The 15,899-nt window shown below is 53.4% G+C and carries 11 protein-coding genes, 1 tRNA gene and 3 pseudogenes; 10 read left to right on the top strand and 5 right to left on the bottom strand.

The features are described 5' to 3' along the window. Nucleotides 1-318 precede the first annotated feature (318 nt). Nucleotides 319-2,058 carry a relaxase/mobilization nuclease domain-containing protein gene (locus IFJ82_RS14510; RefSeq protein WP_192266583.1) on the top strand — a complete coding sequence of 580 codons (1,740 nt, stop codon included), beginning with the start codon at nucleotides 319-321 and terminating at the stop codon, nucleotides 2,056-2,058. Nucleotides 2,059-2,225: 167 nt separating this feature from the next. Here the strand turns inward: IFJ82_RS14510 and IFJ82_RS14505 are convergent, their stop codons facing one another. The 3 genes from IFJ82_RS14505 to IFJ82_RS14495 all read right to left on the bottom strand — a co-directional run bounded on the left by IFJ82_RS14505 (nucleotide 2,226) and on the right by IFJ82_RS14495 (nucleotide 3,815). Next, nucleotides 2,226-3,119 (bottom strand): HMG-box domain-containing protein, encoded by an 894-nt coding sequence (locus tag IFJ82_RS14505; protein WP_192265015.1) that lies wholly within the window; start codon nucleotides 3,117-3,119, stop codon nucleotides 2,226-2,228. 95 nt (nucleotides 3,120-3,214) lie between these two features. Next, nucleotides 3,215-3,526: a CcdB family protein gene (locus IFJ82_RS14500; protein ID WP_192265013.1), complete on the bottom strand. Its 312-nt coding sequence runs from the start codon at nucleotides 3,524-3,526 to the stop codon at nucleotides 3,215-3,217. Nucleotides 3,527-3,530: 4 nt separating this feature from the next. Beyond that, nucleotides 3,531-3,815 (bottom strand): type II toxin-antitoxin system CcdA family antitoxin, encoded by a 285-nt coding sequence (locus IFJ82_RS14495; protein WP_225578697.1) that lies wholly within the window; start codon nucleotides 3,813-3,815, stop codon nucleotides 3,531-3,533. Between the two features lie 158 nt (nucleotides 3,816-3,973). Here IFJ82_RS14495 and IFJ82_RS14490 point away from each other — a divergent pair, with 158 nt between their 5' ends. Both IFJ82_RS14490 and IFJ82_RS14485 read left to right on the top strand, forming a co-directional pair. Beyond that, on the top strand, nucleotides 3,974-5,773 hold the full coding sequence (locus IFJ82_RS14490) for a conjugal transfer protein TraG (protein WP_225578696.1): 1,800 nt from the start codon (nucleotides 3,974-3,976) through the stop codon (nucleotides 5,771-5,773). Beyond that, nucleotides 5,730-6,350: pseudogene (locus IFJ82_RS14485) on the top strand (chromosome partitioning protein ParB); the annotation flags it as partial. The gene IFJ82_RS14490 and the pseudogene IFJ82_RS14485, both read left to right, overlap by 44 nt. A gap of 120 nt (nucleotides 6,351-6,470) precedes the next feature. Here the strand turns inward: IFJ82_RS14485 and IFJ82_RS15955 are convergent. Further along, nucleotides 6,471-6,731: pseudogene (locus IFJ82_RS15955) on the bottom strand (hypothetical protein); the annotation flags it as partial. A 220-nt stretch (nucleotides 6,732-6,951) separates the two neighbouring features. On the opposite strand from IFJ82_RS15955, the gene IFJ82_RS14480 reads away from it, so the two are divergent. The 5 genes from IFJ82_RS14480 (at nucleotide 6,952) to IFJ82_RS14460 (ending at nucleotide 11,624) form a co-directional block, all read left to right on the top strand. Then, nucleotides 6,952-8,079, top strand: coding sequence for an ABC-three component system protein (locus tag IFJ82_RS14480; RefSeq protein ID WP_192265011.1), 1,128 nt, complete (start codon nucleotides 6,952-6,954; stop codon nucleotides 8,077-8,079). Next, nucleotides 8,067-8,576 (top strand): ABC-three component system middle component 2, encoded by a 510-nt coding sequence (locus tag IFJ82_RS14475; RefSeq protein ID WP_192265009.1) that lies wholly within the window; start codon nucleotides 8,067-8,069, stop codon nucleotides 8,574-8,576. The genes IFJ82_RS14480 and IFJ82_RS14475 overlap by 13 nt, the downstream gene beginning before the upstream one ends. Further along, nucleotides 8,576-10,432 (top strand): hypothetical protein, encoded by a 1,857-nt coding sequence (locus IFJ82_RS14470; RefSeq protein ID WP_192265008.1) that lies wholly within the window; start codon nucleotides 8,576-8,578, stop codon nucleotides 10,430-10,432. Before IFJ82_RS14475 ends, IFJ82_RS14470 begins: the two co-directional genes overlap by 1 nt. A gap of 348 nt (nucleotides 10,433-10,780) precedes the next feature. After that, nucleotides 10,781-10,851: transfer RNA gene (locus IFJ82_RS14465), tRNA-OTHER, on the top strand. Nucleotides 10,852-10,892: 41 nt separating this feature from the next. Next, entirely contained in the window at nucleotides 10,893-11,624 is a 732-nt protein-coding gene (locus IFJ82_RS14460) for a hypothetical protein (RefSeq protein ID WP_192265006.1), read from the top strand. Nucleotides 11,625-12,071: 447 nt separating this feature from the next. Here the strand turns inward: IFJ82_RS14460 and IFJ82_RS14455 are convergent. Beyond that, a pseudogene (locus IFJ82_RS14455) lies at nucleotides 12,072-12,774 on the bottom strand (IS5 family transposase); the annotation flags it as partial. A gap of 126 nt (nucleotides 12,775-12,900) precedes the next feature. Between IFJ82_RS14455 and IFJ82_RS14450 the strand changes: the two are divergent. Together IFJ82_RS14450 and IFJ82_RS14445 are read left to right on the top strand one after the other, a co-directional pair. Next, nucleotides 12,901-14,373 (top strand): hypothetical protein, encoded by a 1,473-nt coding sequence (locus IFJ82_RS14450; RefSeq protein ID WP_192265004.1) that lies wholly within the window; start codon nucleotides 12,901-12,903, stop codon nucleotides 14,371-14,373. A 267-nt stretch (nucleotides 14,374-14,640) separates the two neighbouring features. Further along, on the top strand, nucleotides 14,641-15,843 hold the full coding sequence (locus tag IFJ82_RS14445; RefSeq protein WP_192265003.1) for a DUF932 domain-containing protein: 1,203 nt from the start codon (nucleotides 14,641-14,643) through the stop codon (nucleotides 15,841-15,843). The last annotated feature ends 56 nt before the right edge of the window (nucleotides 15,844-15,899 follow it).

Raw genomic sequence — 15,899 nt, 5'->3', positions numbered from 1 at the left:
GCGGAACGCCTGCTTTTCGATGCCCGGAACCGGGTTAGTGGCGGTTATCTGGATTTTTTACGCGGAAAATAAATCTGTCTGTTTCCGCTCCTTCCCGCTGTGTTCACCTGTTTTTTCAACGCTGCTCCAAGGGAGTATGGGCGCTCTGGGGAAGGGGGAATGAGAGGCGAGATAAAAGGGCGCACATTGCGCCTCGGTTGGGGTGTTGGTTTTTCTGTGTTTTTTCTTCCTTCCGGCAATGTTCTGCCCTTTCCAGCAATGTTTGCCGACCGCGAATTTCCTTGTTGCATCGGGCTTTTTCGCACATTGGAGGCAGTGATGGCGCGCGAGAATGACTTCCGGCCCCGTCTGGGCCGCATCCGCTCGCCGCGTGCCCAACGGCTCAGGCCTTTCGTGGCCCAGGCCCTCGCCTCGGCCCAGCGTGCCGGTGGCGGTGGCTTCCGATCGGGCCGCAACGGCGGCGGTTCCCGTTCGTCCTTTGGGCGTGGCCGTGTCGCGGCAGCCAGGGCCAATCGTCTGCTGACCAGTCGTGCCCGCCGTGTCACCGTCAAGGCCCGTGTCGTCCGCCATAGCGGGCGCAAGGCGCCGCTCGCCGCCCATCTGCGTTACCTGCGCCGGGAGGGGGTCACGAAGGATGGTGAAAAGGCGCGGCTGTTTGGTCCCGGCATCGACGATGCCGACCCGAAGGCGTTCGCCGAACGCTGCGAGGACGACCGTCACCATTTCCGTTTCATCGTTTCGCCCGAGGACGCGCCCGATATGGCCGACCTCAAGGGCTATGCCCGCGAACTGGTCGGGCAGATGGAAAAAGACCTGGGCACGAAACTGGACTGGGTGGGGGTGGATCACTGGAACACCCGGCACCCCCACGTCCATATCCTCGTGCGCGGCGTAGCCGAGGATGGCAGCGACCTCGTGATCTCCCGCGATTACATCAAAGACGGTCTACGCGCCCGCGCCCAGGATATGGTGACGCAGGAACTCGGGCTGCGCAATGACGTCGAAATCCATCGTGCGCTTGAACGCCAGATCGATGCCGAATACTGGACCCAGCTTGACCGGCAGATCCAGCGCGATGCGGGGCGCGATGGCGTCATCGACACGGCACCTTCGCCCGGTGAGCAGCCTGATCCGTTCGAGGCCCTGAAGGTTGGACGCCTGCGCCGGCTGGAAGGGCTCGGTCTCGCCCATCAGGTCGGGCCGGGGCAATGGACGCTCGATGAGTCCGCCGAGGCGACGTTGCGTGAACTCGGTGAGCGCGGTGATATCATCAAACGCATTCACCGCTCCCTGGCCGAGCGCGGCATTGAGCGGAGCACGTCGAGCTATGTGCTGGCGGGCGAGAGCCTCGACGTGCCGGTGATCGGCAGGCTGGTCGATCGTGGGCTGGATGACGAACTGAAAGGCACTGCCTATGCCGTCATCGACGGCGTGGACGGTCGCACGCATCATATCCGCTTTCCCGATCTCGATGCGACCGGCGATGGCAGTATGGGTTCGGTGGTCGAATTGCGCGCCTTCGATGACAGGAAGGGGCAACGTCGTGTGGCGCTGGCCGTGCGCTCTGATCTGTCGATCGAGAATCAGGTAACGGCGCGCGGGGCCACCTGGCTCGACCGGCAGGCGGTGGCGCGTGATCCTGTCGCATTGGGCCAGGCGGGTTTTGGCGCCGAAGTACGTGACGCGATGGAGCAGCGAGCGGAACAACTGATCGAGCACGGGCTCGCCGAGCGCCGCGCACAGGGGATAGTCCTTGCACGCAATCTGATCGGTAAACTCAGGGACCGGGAGGTTCACGAGGTCGGAGAGCGGCTGGCCAGCGAGACAGGCCGGACATTCAGCCAGTCGGCATCGGGCGAGTATGTCACGGGCACCTACCGTCAGCGCATGGTGCTGGCTTCGGGTCGCTATGCGATGATCGACGACGGGCTCCAGTTCCAGCTTGTGCCCTGGACGCCCTCGCTGGAGAAGCAGCAGGGCAGATACGTCTCCGGTGTCGCGCGTGACGATGGCGGGATCGACTGGAGTTTTACCCATAATCGGGGCTTGGGACTGTAAATCGTTTGTCCGTCAAGCCGCGAAAGGTTTTCAAAGCTTGAGAACGGCAATACCGACGAAGAAGACGTTATCAATGTTTCGCATAACACTAAACTTCAAACCAACAAGTGGTTTTGGATATTGATCAGATTTATATCTAAGTGACATTAATTGTGCGTATTTTACAATCACAAATCATCAAGGTGAAATTTATCTAGAAATTCATCATGGCTCATAACATATTTTCTTTTTCTGATGACGAATTTCACTGCCCTAGGCAGCAACGACGAGCGAGAAATTCGTTCAACCGTATTATTAATTGCATCTATTGTCCCACTGTCATTAGTTACAATTATATTATTCGAATTAAGATCTAAATTAAGACACAGAAAGGCATCTTCGCAGTCATTCGTATCTATCAAGTCGTAATTAAATTCGCCTATTCCTCGCGGTCGTTTGTTTGCATAGACGATCATTCTGTCCATTATGTACCCAAAATACATGGATATGCTAAAAATATACGCAAGCTTGTCCTTTTTATAACATTTATTGTCTTTTGTAGCATTTATTATTGCTTGAGAAAATTGATCCGCATGTAATGTATGTTCTCCATTGGAAAGTGGATTCAAGGGAGCCTTGGCCCAAATTCGTGAAATGGTCTTTCGAAATATATCTTCTTCTTCAGAGAGAACAGAAGATGAGTATTCCATTATATTACATTTAGCTCTGTATCCGTCTGGGAATTCTATATACTTTTCAAAAAGATCTTCCAGACGGTTAGAATTTTCTACAAGCGGGAGAAGGCGGCTAACCATTTCCGATTCATGCTGACGCGAATTATGTGCGGTTATAATGCGTCGTTTCGCTAATGACCAGAATGGGTCATCAAGAATTTTGAACAGCTTACACTTCAGAAAATTTACTTTCGAACGTTGATAAGATGATTCTTCGAAGGAATCACAAATATGACTTGCCAATTCCATTGCGGTAATAGGCGACACCCCTATATTTTCTTTTTTTGAAATAATGTCGAGTGTTCTCCATTTTGTTCCTCTAATAAAGCAGGCATCAACTATAAACATGTAATCAATCCCATAAATTGCTGTATTCAATTCGTTATTTTTGTGAATTTTAATCAATCTCTCGATAGGAGGAGACTAAGAATACTCAATGTCGATCATGCTCGACTGGCCAGTTCGTCCAGCGCGCGGATAATCGCATCCTGTTCCCGTTCAGGTAGAATGCCCAAAACTGTGCCAAGCCGCTCGACGGGAACGGTCGCCAGATCGAGCGGATTGGCGAAAACGTTCTCGCCTTCGACGAGAAGATGCGGTGTCAGTGGATGGTCTGGTGGCTTACCGGCGGATCGCCGTACCAGCGGGATGACTACGCGGCCCGCGCTTCGCTCCAGTCGGCTGCTCTGGATTTGCACGACAAAGGGAATGTCCCGATTGCGGCCTGGGTTCCGGTAGATGGCGAATTGCGGCATCGGTTCAGAGTGTTGAGAATTCGTCGCTCAGGAAGCCGTGTCGCGTATGCAGTGCATTCACCGCGTCGATCACGCTATCCAGTTGCCGTTGCTCGTCTTCGCGTTTTTCACGTGCGGCATGGAGATAATCACCCAGCAGAGTCTCGACCGTTGCAGAGAGGTTTGGCGTGACCTGACGAACCTGGGCCAGCAGATCGGCATTGAGCGACAGATTGACCGGCCGTCGGGGGGCTGTCCGGTCGTAATGCGTGGTACGGGTGAAAGTGGCGACCATGTTTCGACTCCTCATACGCATGCCATGCGCATAACCAGATCATGTGGGTGGTCTACCACACCATGCAAGTATTTTTTCGCTCCTGACCGACCAGGTGCGATCGGGGCGATAAGGCGCTTGCATCCCCTGAAATGAAGGCTGTCCGCTGTTTCTCCGAATTATCGGAGGGAGCAATGCAACAGCCAGGAACACAAATTCTCTGGGGCCAGATCGCGCTGGTCCTGTCCCTGATTGTCCTGTCCTGGTGGGCGGCGACCCAGTGGACGGCATGGGAACTGGCCTTTCAGCCTGAACTGGGGCGGCCCTGGTTCGTGCTGTTTCATCGCTGGCCGGTGTATGCGCCACCGCTGTTCTTCTGGTGGTGGTATGTCTTCGACGCCTATGCCCCGAACGTCTTCGCGCGTGGGGCGTGGATCGCAGGCTCAGGCGGTGTGCTGGCCTTTGCCGCCGCCGTGGCGCTGTCCGTCCATCGCGCCCGTGAGGCCAGGAAGATCGAGACCTATGGATCGGCGCGCTGGGCAGAGCTGGAAGAAATTGCGAAAGCCGGCCTGCTCGACCCGGACGGGGTGGTGCTGGGTCGTTATCGCAAAACCTATCTGCGCCATGACGGGCCTGAGCACGTCCTGACTTTCGCACCAACGCGCAGCGGCAAGGGCGTTGGCATGGTCATCCCCACGCTTCTGACCTGGCCCGGCTCAGCCATCGTCCATGACATCAAGGGTGAGAACTGGGAGCTGACGGCGGGATTTCGCGCCTGTTTCGGGCGCGTCGTGCTGTTCGATCCAACCAATGCGACCTCCGCTGCCTATAACCCGCTGCTGGAGATCCGGCGTGGAGAATGGGAAGTCCGGGATGCCCAGAACGTCGCCGACATCCTCGTGGACCCGGAGGGCAGTCTGGAGAAACGCAACCACTGGGAGAAGACCTCGCACTCCCTGTTGGTCGGCGCCATTCTGCATGTCCTCTATGCCGAGCCGGACAAGACGCTGGCCGGTGTCGCCAATTTCCTGTCAGACCCGAAGCGCCCGATCGCCACCACGCTGTCGGTGATGATGCGGACATACCATCTTGGGGAGAAGGGGCCACATCCTGTTGTGGCATCGGCCGCGCGGGAGCTGCTGAACAAATCGCCCAATGAACGCTCGGGCGTGCTGTCCACCGCCATGTCCTTCCTTGGCCTGTACCGTGATCCGGTGGTGGCGGAAGTGACGCGGCGCTGCGAATGGCGCATTGCCGACATCGTTGGTGGGGACCGCCCGGTGACGCTTTACCTGACCGTGCCGCCCTCGGATATCAGCCGGACCAAGCCGCTGATCCGCCTGGTGCTGAACCAGATCGGCCGTCGGCTGACGGAAGATCTGGAGGCTGCGGCACAGCGCCGACGGCTCCTGCTTATGCTCGATGAATTCCCGGCACTCGGGCGGCTGGATTTCTTTGAATCGGCGCTGGCCTTCATGGCGGGCTACCGGATCAAGAGCTTCCTGATCGCCCAGTCTCTCAACCAGATCGAGCGGGCCTACGGGCCGAACAATTCGATCCTCGACAACTGTCATGTCCGGGTGAGTTTCGCCACCAATGACGAACGGACGGCGAAACGTGTGTCGGATGCGCTCGGCACCGCCACCGAGATGAAGGCGATGAAGAATTATGCCGGGCACAGGCTGTCTCCCTGGCTCGGCCATCTGATGGTTTCGCGCTCGGAGACCGCGCGTCCGCTCCTGACGGCGGGCGAGATCATGCAGCTTTCTCCGTCCGATGAGATTGTCATGGTCTCCGGCCTCTACCCGATCCGCGCGAAGAAGGCCCGTTATTTCGAGGATGTGCGCTTTCAGGAACGCATTCTGCCGCCGCCGAAGCCTACACGTCCCAAGGACGGCTGTCCGGATGACTGGAGCAACCACCCTCTTCCGCCCACACCGCCCATGCCGGATGCGCGATATCTACTGGCAGACGCCGGGCGCGGACTGCCTTGAGGCCTATGTCCGGGAAATTTCCCTTCCGGTTCATTCTCCCGACATGCCGGGCAGCCTGCCGGCTCATGCGCTGCGCCAGCGCAACGAAGGCTGGAAGCACGATCTGCCGGAGGACGAAGACGCCCTTTGGCGCTGGACCGATGGACTGGATGACACCAGCCGCTTGGCCCTGCTGGCGCATTGCCTGTCTTTCGGGATCAACGCGTTGCATGAATCGTCCCATGGCCCGTCCCTGGCACGCAGCGTCAGGGAACGGCTGGCGCGAGCCGACCGCCTCGCCACTGCGCTTACGCTTGATCTGGTCGAAGCGGGCTGGCAACCGACGGTGGAGAACTATCTGGGCCGCGTCACCAAGGCCCGTATTCTCGAAGCCGTACGCGAGGCGCGGGGAACTGAGGCAGCCGAGCGTATCGCACATCTGAAAAAGAACGACATGGCGCAGGCGGCCGAAAGGCTGCTTGAGGGAACCGGCTGGCTACCGGAGGCCCTGCGGACGGCGCATGCGCCGGAGCGAACTGAAAGGGACGAAGGGGCGGCGCGCATGACCGATAGTCATGATGCGGTCGCAGCCGAGTGAGATCTGTCGATGAATATCATGGGTGGCTTCCGGTCTCCGGGAGCCGCCTTTTGTATTGGACGAGACTGTATCCGGGCACAGCGCGTTGTAACGCGCACCCGGGTTGGTGACCGGTTGGAGTCAGTGATGGGTCGCCGGGTGCAGGTGTCGATCCGTCTCGAGTTTGAGGGCGGCGGGCCATAAGGGCGTTTTGGTATAGAAATCCCGTCTGCTGAAGCCGGCGCCTGTTCGGTGCTCGTTGAGCAGTCCTGCCCAGCACAGCGGTCGCAGGACATGGACGTAAAGACTGGCGGTCAGCTTGAAATCCCGGCGACGGATATCCTCTTCCTCGCCCCCGTAGAGAACCGAACACAGCCGCTCTTCGGTGACTGCAACTTGGGCTACACTCAGGCGGGTGTGACAGTTTCCTGAAAGCCGACATTGCCATATGAACCGCTATAGAGCGAGCTTAGGACATTTGTGCTGTTGCCAAGTGATGCCTGTGAACCGCAGGCTTGGTCAGGAGATGGTATCCTGTGTGGACCCGACTTGCCCGAGCCCAACGGAAACTGAACCTCTGGTCAAAAGTGAATAACAGAGGCATTAATTGGCCGGGGGCCACGTGACAAAAAGCAGAAGTGACCAGACAGCGAGCCAAATAGATGCTTTGCACCGACCCACCCCGTGGCCGGGTGCGAACGCCCGTTTGCTTGGTCTGGGCGTCGGGTTGCCAATATCGCCGCTTGATCGGCTTGCAAATTTCAGCGCTGCTGAGTTCGAGCGCTTCACCCTAGAATGGGCATCTGATTATCTGGCGGTGAAAAGGCCGGAAATCGTCGAGGTTCAGCAACGGGGTGGCGCAGGCGACAAAGGCCGCGATGTTATTGCTTGGCATGATCCAAACACCGTTCCAACCCGCAAATGGACGCTCTATCAGTGCAAGCACTACAGCTCTGCGCTAGGGGCTGGGACAGCGGCAGCTGAAATCGGCAAAGTGCTATTTTACAGCCACCGCGGTGATTACACTTTCCCAGAAGAGTATCACTTCGTAACTCACAAAGGGGTAACGTCTCCATTTCAAGACCTGTTGGATAAGCCCGAAGATCTCCGGAAGTTTATAATCGACAAGTGGGGCGAGCATTGCCGGAGCAAAATTCGTAAAAATCCCGTTGAGCTGACGACCGAACTCAAAGCCTACATCGAACGTGTCCCTTTCACAGCTTTTCGTGCGAAGCAGCCGCTGAGCCTTCTGAGCGAGCACGCCCAGACAAAATATCATCTGACTATATTCGGCGCGCCGCTGATCGAGCGCCCGAAGCCACCCGAGCCGCCATCCGAGGTTGAACCAGGCGAAAACGAATATGTCGCGCAGCTCATGGAAGTAATTTCAGCTGATATTGGCCACACTGTGACCAACTTGAGCGATTTCCTGCATTCGGACAAGCACCGCCGATTGTTCGATCGATCGCGCCTGACCTTCTATCACGCCGAAGGACTCAAGGAGTTAGCACGGGATCAGATGGCCGACATTGCGTTCTTTGATACCCTCCTGCAGGAGTTTCACGACGGTCTATACCACTGGCACGCTAGTGAGCCTGACGGCTATCCGCGGCTAATCCAAACTGTTAAGGCGTCTCAGAACATACAGCTCAGCAAACACGCGCTCGAGCCTCACGTTCTTCCGAACGACCGAGAAGGTATGTGTCATCAGATGGCAAACGAAGGGCAGGTTCGGTGGTGCAACAAGTGAGCTTGCCACATCAACAGGCGCGCCCCTTCAACACTCCGATAGAGTCGGGGTTACGGCTGCTCTTCGCGCTTGATGAAGCCAAGGGCGAAGCATTCGATCTTCAGCGTCTGGTGTCCTACGACTATCTTCTCGTCCACTCCGGCGACGTCGAGGGCGGTCCAGCGAGCCTTCACCCCGCTGTCCCGTTCAGAGGAGGAGAGCTTCTGGTGAAACGCGAACTCGTAAGGGCGGGTCTCGACGCCATGTTCGCGAAGGAACTTTTAGAGAAGAAATTTGAACCTACTGGCATTTACTATCGCGCCACTGCGCTCACAGGCGCGTTTCTAAAATTGCTCGTATCCACTTATGCATCGTCGCTGCGCGCACGGGCAGCTTGGGTAGTTTCACGCTTTGCTACTTACACGGATGAGATGCTTGAAAGTTACATGACCGAAAACGTTGGCCGCTGGGGTGCGGAATTTGATCGTCTGACAGCGATCAAGGAGCTGGAACTATAATGCTTCAGATTAGGGAAATACGCCTCAGCGGTCCAAATGTCGAAGATGCTTCGGTCAAGTTCGGTCCCGGCCCGAACGTCGTCGCTGGCGAATCCGACACCGGGAAAAGCTATCTGCTTCACTGCCTCGACTACATTTTCGGGGCCGAGGAGCTGAAAAAGCGCATCCCACAAGCCGAATCCTATAACGAACTGAAAGTCGAATTTCAAAGTACGGCAGGCGACTATCTTACCTTGGTCCGCAGCCTTTCGGGGGGCGATCTCAAAGCGCATCGTTCCCAGATCGACACCATCGATGGAGATGGGCAAGCGATCGCGTTCCGGCGGCACGGCACAAGCAAGGCTGATGACGTAACATCGGTTCTATTTTCTTTCGCGGACATCAAGGATGCCATGCTCCGCAAAGATAACGATGGAAAGGTGCAGCGGCTCACCATCCGCACTTTCATGCCGACGATAATCGTCGACGAAGTTTCCGTGATCGAAGAGCAGTCACCCGTTCTTGGGCGTGGAGGATTTGATGAAACGGCGCGGAAGCGCATGTTCGCCTACATGCTCTCTGGCAAGGACGATTCCAGCGTCGTCGCCAGTGAAAAAAAAGCGATCATCACGGCTCGTTTGAATGCCCAGGTTGCGCTGATCGATGACCTATTGGCGCCGCTGGAGCAACAGCTACGAGCCACGCCGGCTGATCAGGCAGAAGACTCAATCGAGAAAATCGATGAAACAATCGCCCGGGTTTCCGACGAGCTTTCCGTCATCGAAACGGAACGCACGACTTTACTGAATGAGCGCGACACCGCAAGCGATGTGAGAACCAAAGCCCAAACTCAAATCTTAGCGATTGATCAATTGCTGACGCGATACCACCTCCTCAGCGAGCATTATACGTCGGATTTGAGTCGCTTGGACTTCGTCGCAGAAGGCGTTCATTATTTCGATGGCTTGCAAACCGTCTCCTGTCCGCTCTGCGGCCAGAATATGGACGACGAGCATACCCATAAGGCTGCGCAGGCCAGCGCAGATGTCTATGCGGCCGCCAGAGCGGAGGCGGCGAAAATACTTGCTCAACGGGCTGACCTTGAAGACGCCATTGGCAGCTTGGAACAGCGGCGTGAAGCGCGAGACGCGGAAATGGTGAAGGCGCTAGTCGCGTATCAGGGGGCCGAACGCCAGCTAGCCAGCTTTTTGCAACCTGCTGCTGCGAATAGCACCGCGCAGCTTCGTCGTCTCAACGCGCGTCGATTGGAGTTGGAATCTGCCCGCAATACGAGCGAGCAGGTCGAAACCTTGCGCGCGCTAAAAGCAGAAATCGAACAAAGCAACACCGCTAAGGGCAAAGTCAAGAAACAGTGGGAAAGTTTGCCGGGAACCTCCTTGGTGGCATTCTGTAAGGAAGTCGAAGCCATTCTCAAAGAATGGAAATGGGAAGGTGAAGGCCGCGTAGAGTTTGATGAGAAAAGTTTCGACATCAAGGTCGATGGGCAGCCTCGACAATCTCACGGCGCGGGCTTCCGAGCTGTATTGTATTCAGCTTTCGTGATCGCGTTGGCTCGCTATTGTCAGAGGCACAGTCTACCCCACCCCGGGTTCGTAGTCATCGACAAGCCATTGACCAGCTATAAGCGGCACGGCGCGAGGAGGGCGGAAAATACTGACATACAAATAAGCTCCGGCGTCGAGACAGCTTTCTGGGAGTCGCTCACCAAAATTGCTAAAGACATGCAACTCATAGTCGTTGAGAACAAAGAGCCGCCAGCCAACGTGGCGGCCGCCATTCACTATGAGTGGTTTGCGGGAAACGAGGCCGGACCAGGCGATCGGGTTGGCTTCATTCCGGAGGCACTGGGCAGCTAGACCTGTTCCCGGATACCATCGGCACGGTTCGACGGCTGGTTTCTGTGGGCCGATTACGCGGTAATGTCCATGTGGATTACTTCAGAAAGTGGCTGGCCTCGGCACAAGTTGCCGTTCACACTTTGCCTGCCGAACGGTGCACGGTGACCAGTAGACGTCATGAACGTGGGCGCTACGAATGGCTGCCTTGGGTTATCCCTTCTCAATAACCGACATTCAGTTCCCCCTCAATGCTGTCCTCAAAATCGGACTACCTTGGCGCATTAGGTCCGCCGTTTAAACACAGCTGCTAGGTGCCAGAATGTCTACAGCTTGACCGCCGCTTGCTTTTTATCTATCAAACTCCAGCGGCTGTAGCCTCAATATGGTAGAGGCGCTGACTTTAGTCAGAAGTCCCGGTTCGATTCCGGGCTGTCGAAAGTTGGTGCGTTCGCCAATTTTCGAGAGCCCGGGATGATTGATGGACAACGTAAAAAAACTAGCAATTTATCAAGCTCAAGTTAAAAATGTTCGCTCTTTGCAAATAGCTTTGAGGCAGATCAATCGCCTAATTAACGCATCATTGCGTTCCAATAATACCACGCAGGTGGAACACCTAACAAAAATTTATGCTCTTATGTTCTGCACTTGGGCTGAGGCAAATTTCCTAAAGGTCGTCCATACGCCGCACGGCCTTGAGTTGGATGAACTCGAGCAGGTGATAGCGTCCAAACGAAACAATATTGTTTCCGGTTGGAAGAAAGCTATTGAATTAGGAATTCGGCACCTTGATGCTAGTCGAGGAAATTTCAGGCCTAATGCACGAAAAAAACTTGAAGAATTGGTCGACTCCCATGTCTTCGATCCAAGCGTCCTTCGAAACAAACTTGCTCATGGACAGTGGGTTATCGCACTTAACCGTAACAATGATGCAGTGAATTCAGAGTTGACTGCTATGATTGGGGCAATTGACATCGTAAGAATTATGGGATGGCTGGAAGTACATCGACTATTAGCTGAATTGGTAGAGACTTTACTTGAGTCTCCAAAGAAAGCTTTTATACGTGATTGGTATCAGTATGTCGTCAAACTCGGTGATAAGATGGAGAGTGCCGAGTTACGAACACTCGCAAATCATATTGCCATTTTAAGAGCGAAGGACGCGAGGACAGGAGCAGTGACGAAACGACGAAACCCCATTTTATCAGCATAAAGTTGATTGAAGGTTTCTTTTCTAGAATGGTTCGATCATCAGAGTTAGTTCGGTAGACCAAGAAAATAGGATAACGATCCTTCGTATTGTATTTCGCAAAGACAGAAAGACTTCAGTATGGACCGTTCAAGAAAATCGTCGCTAACGAGAAGTTTCATCCGTAATATGTCAAATTATGGGAGTTACTAGTTTATACTCGCGCGATGATGGTCGAGATCACAAATTCATTTTCTGGTATCGACGGCCATTTTATGGAGCAATACCCACCCAAGAGCTTCGAGGTACGTGTATTCGAAATGTTCTTTTCGACGACGTTTGTCGAGCATGGGCATGAACTTCTCCAGAAATACGCTAGGCCGCACTTTCTGTTCGGGAAAAATGGCATCCAAGTTTGAGCTGAAGCCATCATTACTAACTTGTTTAACTCTGTGGTCGATGCGCCTTAGAGCCTAAGGTTCGCTCCACGACCCAGCGCCGGGGGAGAACCTCAAAGCCTTTCGCTCCGTCCCTGCGACGGGTCACCTCGATGACGAAGTCCAGGTAAGCAGCCTTGTCCATCAACTGCAGCCGGTCATAGGCACCGTCCACGAATAGATGCTTGACTCACGGCCAGCGCTTGCGGATCGCATCCAGGATCATCTGCGCTCCGGCGCTGTTGGAGATGTCCGCCGGCGTCAGGTTGACCATCAGCAGGCGTCCGTCCGTATCCACGGCGATATGCCGCTTGCGCCCGACAATCTTCTTTCCAGCGTCGTAACCTCTTGTTTTCGCGTGCGGCGCCTTGATGCTCTGGCTGTCGATCTCCCCGGGCGATGGGCTGGCTTCGCGGTCCGACCGCTCCCAGTCAAGCATCAGTTCCACATCATGAATGGTCTGGAACAGGAACCGCCAGGCCAATTCCCTGAACCAACCATAGACGGTACGCCAATCAATGCCCGAAATGGATCGGCAGCATCCGCCAGCCGCAGCCGGATCGAACCAGATAACGCACCGCGTTGATCACCTCGCGAAATTCGATCTCGCGCGGACGCCCCGGTTCGGGCATCAACGGCGCGATGCGCTCCCATTCCTCCTCCGTCATGTCAGACGGATAACGCTTCGTCTTGCGGGTAATCCTGGCCATGCGGCCTCTCTGCTCTGGCGTCCACATCCAGAGCTTGAATCACACTTCAGCCACTTTCCAAACAGGCTTTTATGAAGCATTTTCCAATTCAAGATCAACGGATGTAGCAATCGGCTACCGTCAATAAGTGTGATAGATAGCATTCAGGAGGATATGTTGAAAAGCTATACGCGAGATATTCAAGTGTCATTGAAGCAAGGGGAGATTGATTTAATTGGAGAATATTTGAAAAGTATATCTTGCGATGGGCTTCTATCCACAGAAAATGATAATAAAAAACACTTATTGTGTGTAAACATTGATGATTATATATATACAATTAATAAATGCAGATTTAGATTGCTAATTTATTTCAACAACAATACAATAGAAAAAGTAAAAATAGACTCCCTAATTGATGATGTAAATGAAATCAATCTAGATAAATATATTGATGACTTATTAAATAACTCTCTGGTATATGAAGCAAAACTTAAATTAAAAACTTATTTTGTAAGGAATTATATAAAATACTATAATTCAAAATCTATTAATGCTTCATTATTTTTTAATTATTTTGACAATGTTATTATGACAGCGGTTGTTTCTCCACCTTCTCCTGTCCCTTTATCTGAAAATATCTTACAATTTGATATAAAAGTAAATGCTATAAATATAGATCAAGCAAGATCTATATCGTATAATTTATCTAAAAATATTTGCGCGTTACTTTCTGTGTTTTTGGATATAAACTTTGAAATGATTAATGAAGAATCACGATTTTCCCTCATAAATTTATCGAATTTGGTTGACCGAGGTGAACTTGGTGGCATTGTTAATATTAGATCTGACTTGGGTTATTATGATGAAGAATTGGATATTTGTGTATTAGATAATTTAAATGGTATGCAGAGCGGAGAGGCTTTTGTGTCTGGAGAACGAAATCAAGGGAATGTTTCCTTGACAATTGATCGAAGTTTTTTGCCTGATCCAGAATTGCCAGATGATATTCCAGATGAACTAAGAGAATATTTTTCTACGAATCCAGATACCCTGCATTTTACTATTGGTGAACGAGACTTTTTAGAGAAATTATTTTTTGATAGATGCGTTCCAATGCCGGATGAACGCAATATAAATTATAGTGATAAGCTTAGTAGAGATGTTCATATTAAAAATACAGAAATAAATATACCAAAAGATATCAAGGAATATTTTTCTATGTTGTCGGTAAAAAACGATTTAAATGAATGTTTTCTATCTTGCGCTCGTATATATAATTTAGCTCTTACTAATTTCCGATATGAAGCCACGGCATTTGCCTCATATCTTGTTTGTTGTGTTGAAATAATTTCTCAATACAATTGCTCTATAGGTAAAAAAATGTCTTTTTCAAAAGCCATGGAAGAATATTCTGGAAAAACAAAAGATTATGATAAAAAGATTTGTGATTTTTTTTACGGAAGTGTAAGGTCTGCACATTTTCATTCAGGTAAATTTCGCTTTAGTGAATACAATGTTAGCCTTATGACTGCTACTGATTTCGCTACTCAGAGAAATTTAAAACTTATATTCCAGTTCTATCGTATGGTCCGCCATGTCATCATCGAATTTTTCGAGCAAGAATTCATTTCTAGGAAAACTTGAAATTTAAAACGGGTATTTTGGAAGAATTTTAGATGTTAATATTTATCATTAATGTCTCTTTTTTATAAAACCAATCCGGTCAGCCGACACTCTGCTTACGCCCAATTGCAGTCGTGATTTCCGGTAGGTGACGGGGACGCCGTGTTCCGAGATGAGGGGCTGGGTATTTCTGGGGCTGGATGGGATCCCGCGTGGGAAGTGGTGATCAGAGGAAGAGGGCGGCTTCGCCTTTGGTGCCAAATAATCGGCATTAGAGGAGAGTTTTCCATGACCACGACCACCATCCTGCCCCCTGCGTCCCGTGGTGCTGCGTCCGGCGGCTTTAAGATCGATCCTTCGCGTGGCGGCAGCAGCGCCCGCGTCTCGTCCGAATGGTTCTCGCGTCCTGATGACGAACGCTATCTGTCGCTGTCCGACTTGCATGTGGCGACCTTGGCGCGTGCAGACCGGGCCACGGCTCGCACCGTGGAAAGCCGCGCCATCCGCGTCGAGGCCAGCCGCGACAATGCCGAACGCCTGACCCTGACCGTGCCGGGCCAGAATGAGCCGATCGCACCCACACACTGGTCGTTCGGCCAGATGTGCAGCCTTATCGGCGCGCCATCATCCTATCTGCGCAACCTTCCAGCGCCACTGGCAGCGATCAACCTTCAGCATGGCCTGCTGTCGCATCGGGCTGAACTGGTGAAAACACTGGAAACCGAAGACGGGCGCGTCGAACTGCGCGCCGTAACCGGTCCCGATTACGGTCGCATCTGGGACCATGAACTGGTGGGCGCTGTGCGCAAAATTGCCGGCGATGGCGCAGGCGATACCAACTGGAAGGTGCCCGGCGTGATCGACTGGGCGACCATGACCCATAATCCGTACGTGGACATCACCAAGGAAACCACCACCTTGTATGCGTCCGACCGCGATGTGTTTCTGTTTCTTGTCGACGACACCCATCCGATCGAAGCCGGACGCCTGCCCAATGGCGACCCCGATCTCTATTTCCGGGGCTTCTATGCCTGGAATTCCGAAGTCGGCAGTAAAAGTCTCGGTATTGCGTCATTCTACCTGCGCGGAGTGTGCCAGAACCGCATGTTGTGGGGCGTGGAGAATTTCGAACAGATCACGATCCGGCATAGCAAGTTCGCGGCCTCGCGTTTCGTGCATCAGGCCACGCCAGCCCTGCGGAATTTCGCCACGGCCAGCCCAGCCTCGTTCGTCTCGGGCATTCAGGCTTCACGCAAGGCGTTGGTGGCAAAAAACGATGAGGACCGGGAAAGTTTCCTGCGTCGTCGTGGGTTCTCCAAACCGGAAACCAGCAGGATCATCGAAACGGTCTTGCACGAGGAAGGGCGCAAACCCGAGAGCGTGTTCGATTTCGTGCAGGGTATTACCGCACTGGCACGCACCAAGGCCAATCAGGATACGCGGCTGGATCTGGAAGAGAAGGCCCGCAGGCTGATGGAGCGTGCGTCCTGAAAGTAGCTTCCCCGTTATTCCGTCAATACGTTTTGACGAGCCCGGCCACAGCGCCG

The organism is Novacetimonas hansenii (genome assembly GCF_014843995.1).
Taxonomy (GTDB): Bacteria; Pseudomonadota; Alphaproteobacteria; order Acetobacterales; family Acetobacteraceae; genus Novacetimonas; species Novacetimonas hansenii.
This window is presented reverse-complemented; position numbering and strand designations above follow the sequence as displayed.

What these genes read in the sequence shown, in the direction of transcription:
- IFJ82_RS14510 (WP_192266583.1), top strand. Translation starts at nt 319, where the DNA reads ATGGCGCGCGAGAATGACTTCCGGCCCCGTCTGGGCCGCATCCGCTCG.
- IFJ82_RS14505 (WP_192265015.1), bottom strand. Translation starts at nt 3,119, where the DNA reads ATGTTTATAGTTGATGCCTGCTTTATTAGAGGAACAAAATGGAGAACA.
- IFJ82_RS14500 (WP_192265013.1), bottom strand. Translation starts at nt 3,526, where the DNA reads ATGCCGCAATTCGCCATCTACCGGAACCCAGGCCGCAATCGGGACATT.
- IFJ82_RS14495 (WP_225578697.1), bottom strand. Translation starts at nt 3,815, where the DNA reads ATGAGGAGTCGAAACATGGTCGCCACTTTCACCCGTACCACGCATTAC.
- IFJ82_RS14490 (WP_225578696.1), top strand. Translation starts at nt 3,974, where the DNA reads ATGCAACAGCCAGGAACACAAATTCTCTGGGGCCAGATCGCGCTGGTC.
- IFJ82_RS14470 (WP_192265008.1), top strand. Translation starts at nt 8,576, where the DNA reads ATGCTTCAGATTAGGGAAATACGCCTCAGCGGTCCAAATGTCGAAGAT.
- IFJ82_RS14460 (WP_192265006.1), top strand. Translation starts at nt 10,893, where the DNA reads ATGGACAACGTAAAAAAACTAGCAATTTATCAAGCTCAAGTTAAAAAT.
- IFJ82_RS14450 (WP_192265004.1), top strand. Translation starts at nt 12,901, where the DNA reads ATGTTGAAAAGCTATACGCGAGATATTCAAGTGTCATTGAAGCAAGGG.
- IFJ82_RS14445 (WP_192265003.1), top strand. Translation starts at nt 14,641, where the DNA reads ATGACCACGACCACCATCCTGCCCCCTGCGTCCCGTGGTGCTGCGTCC.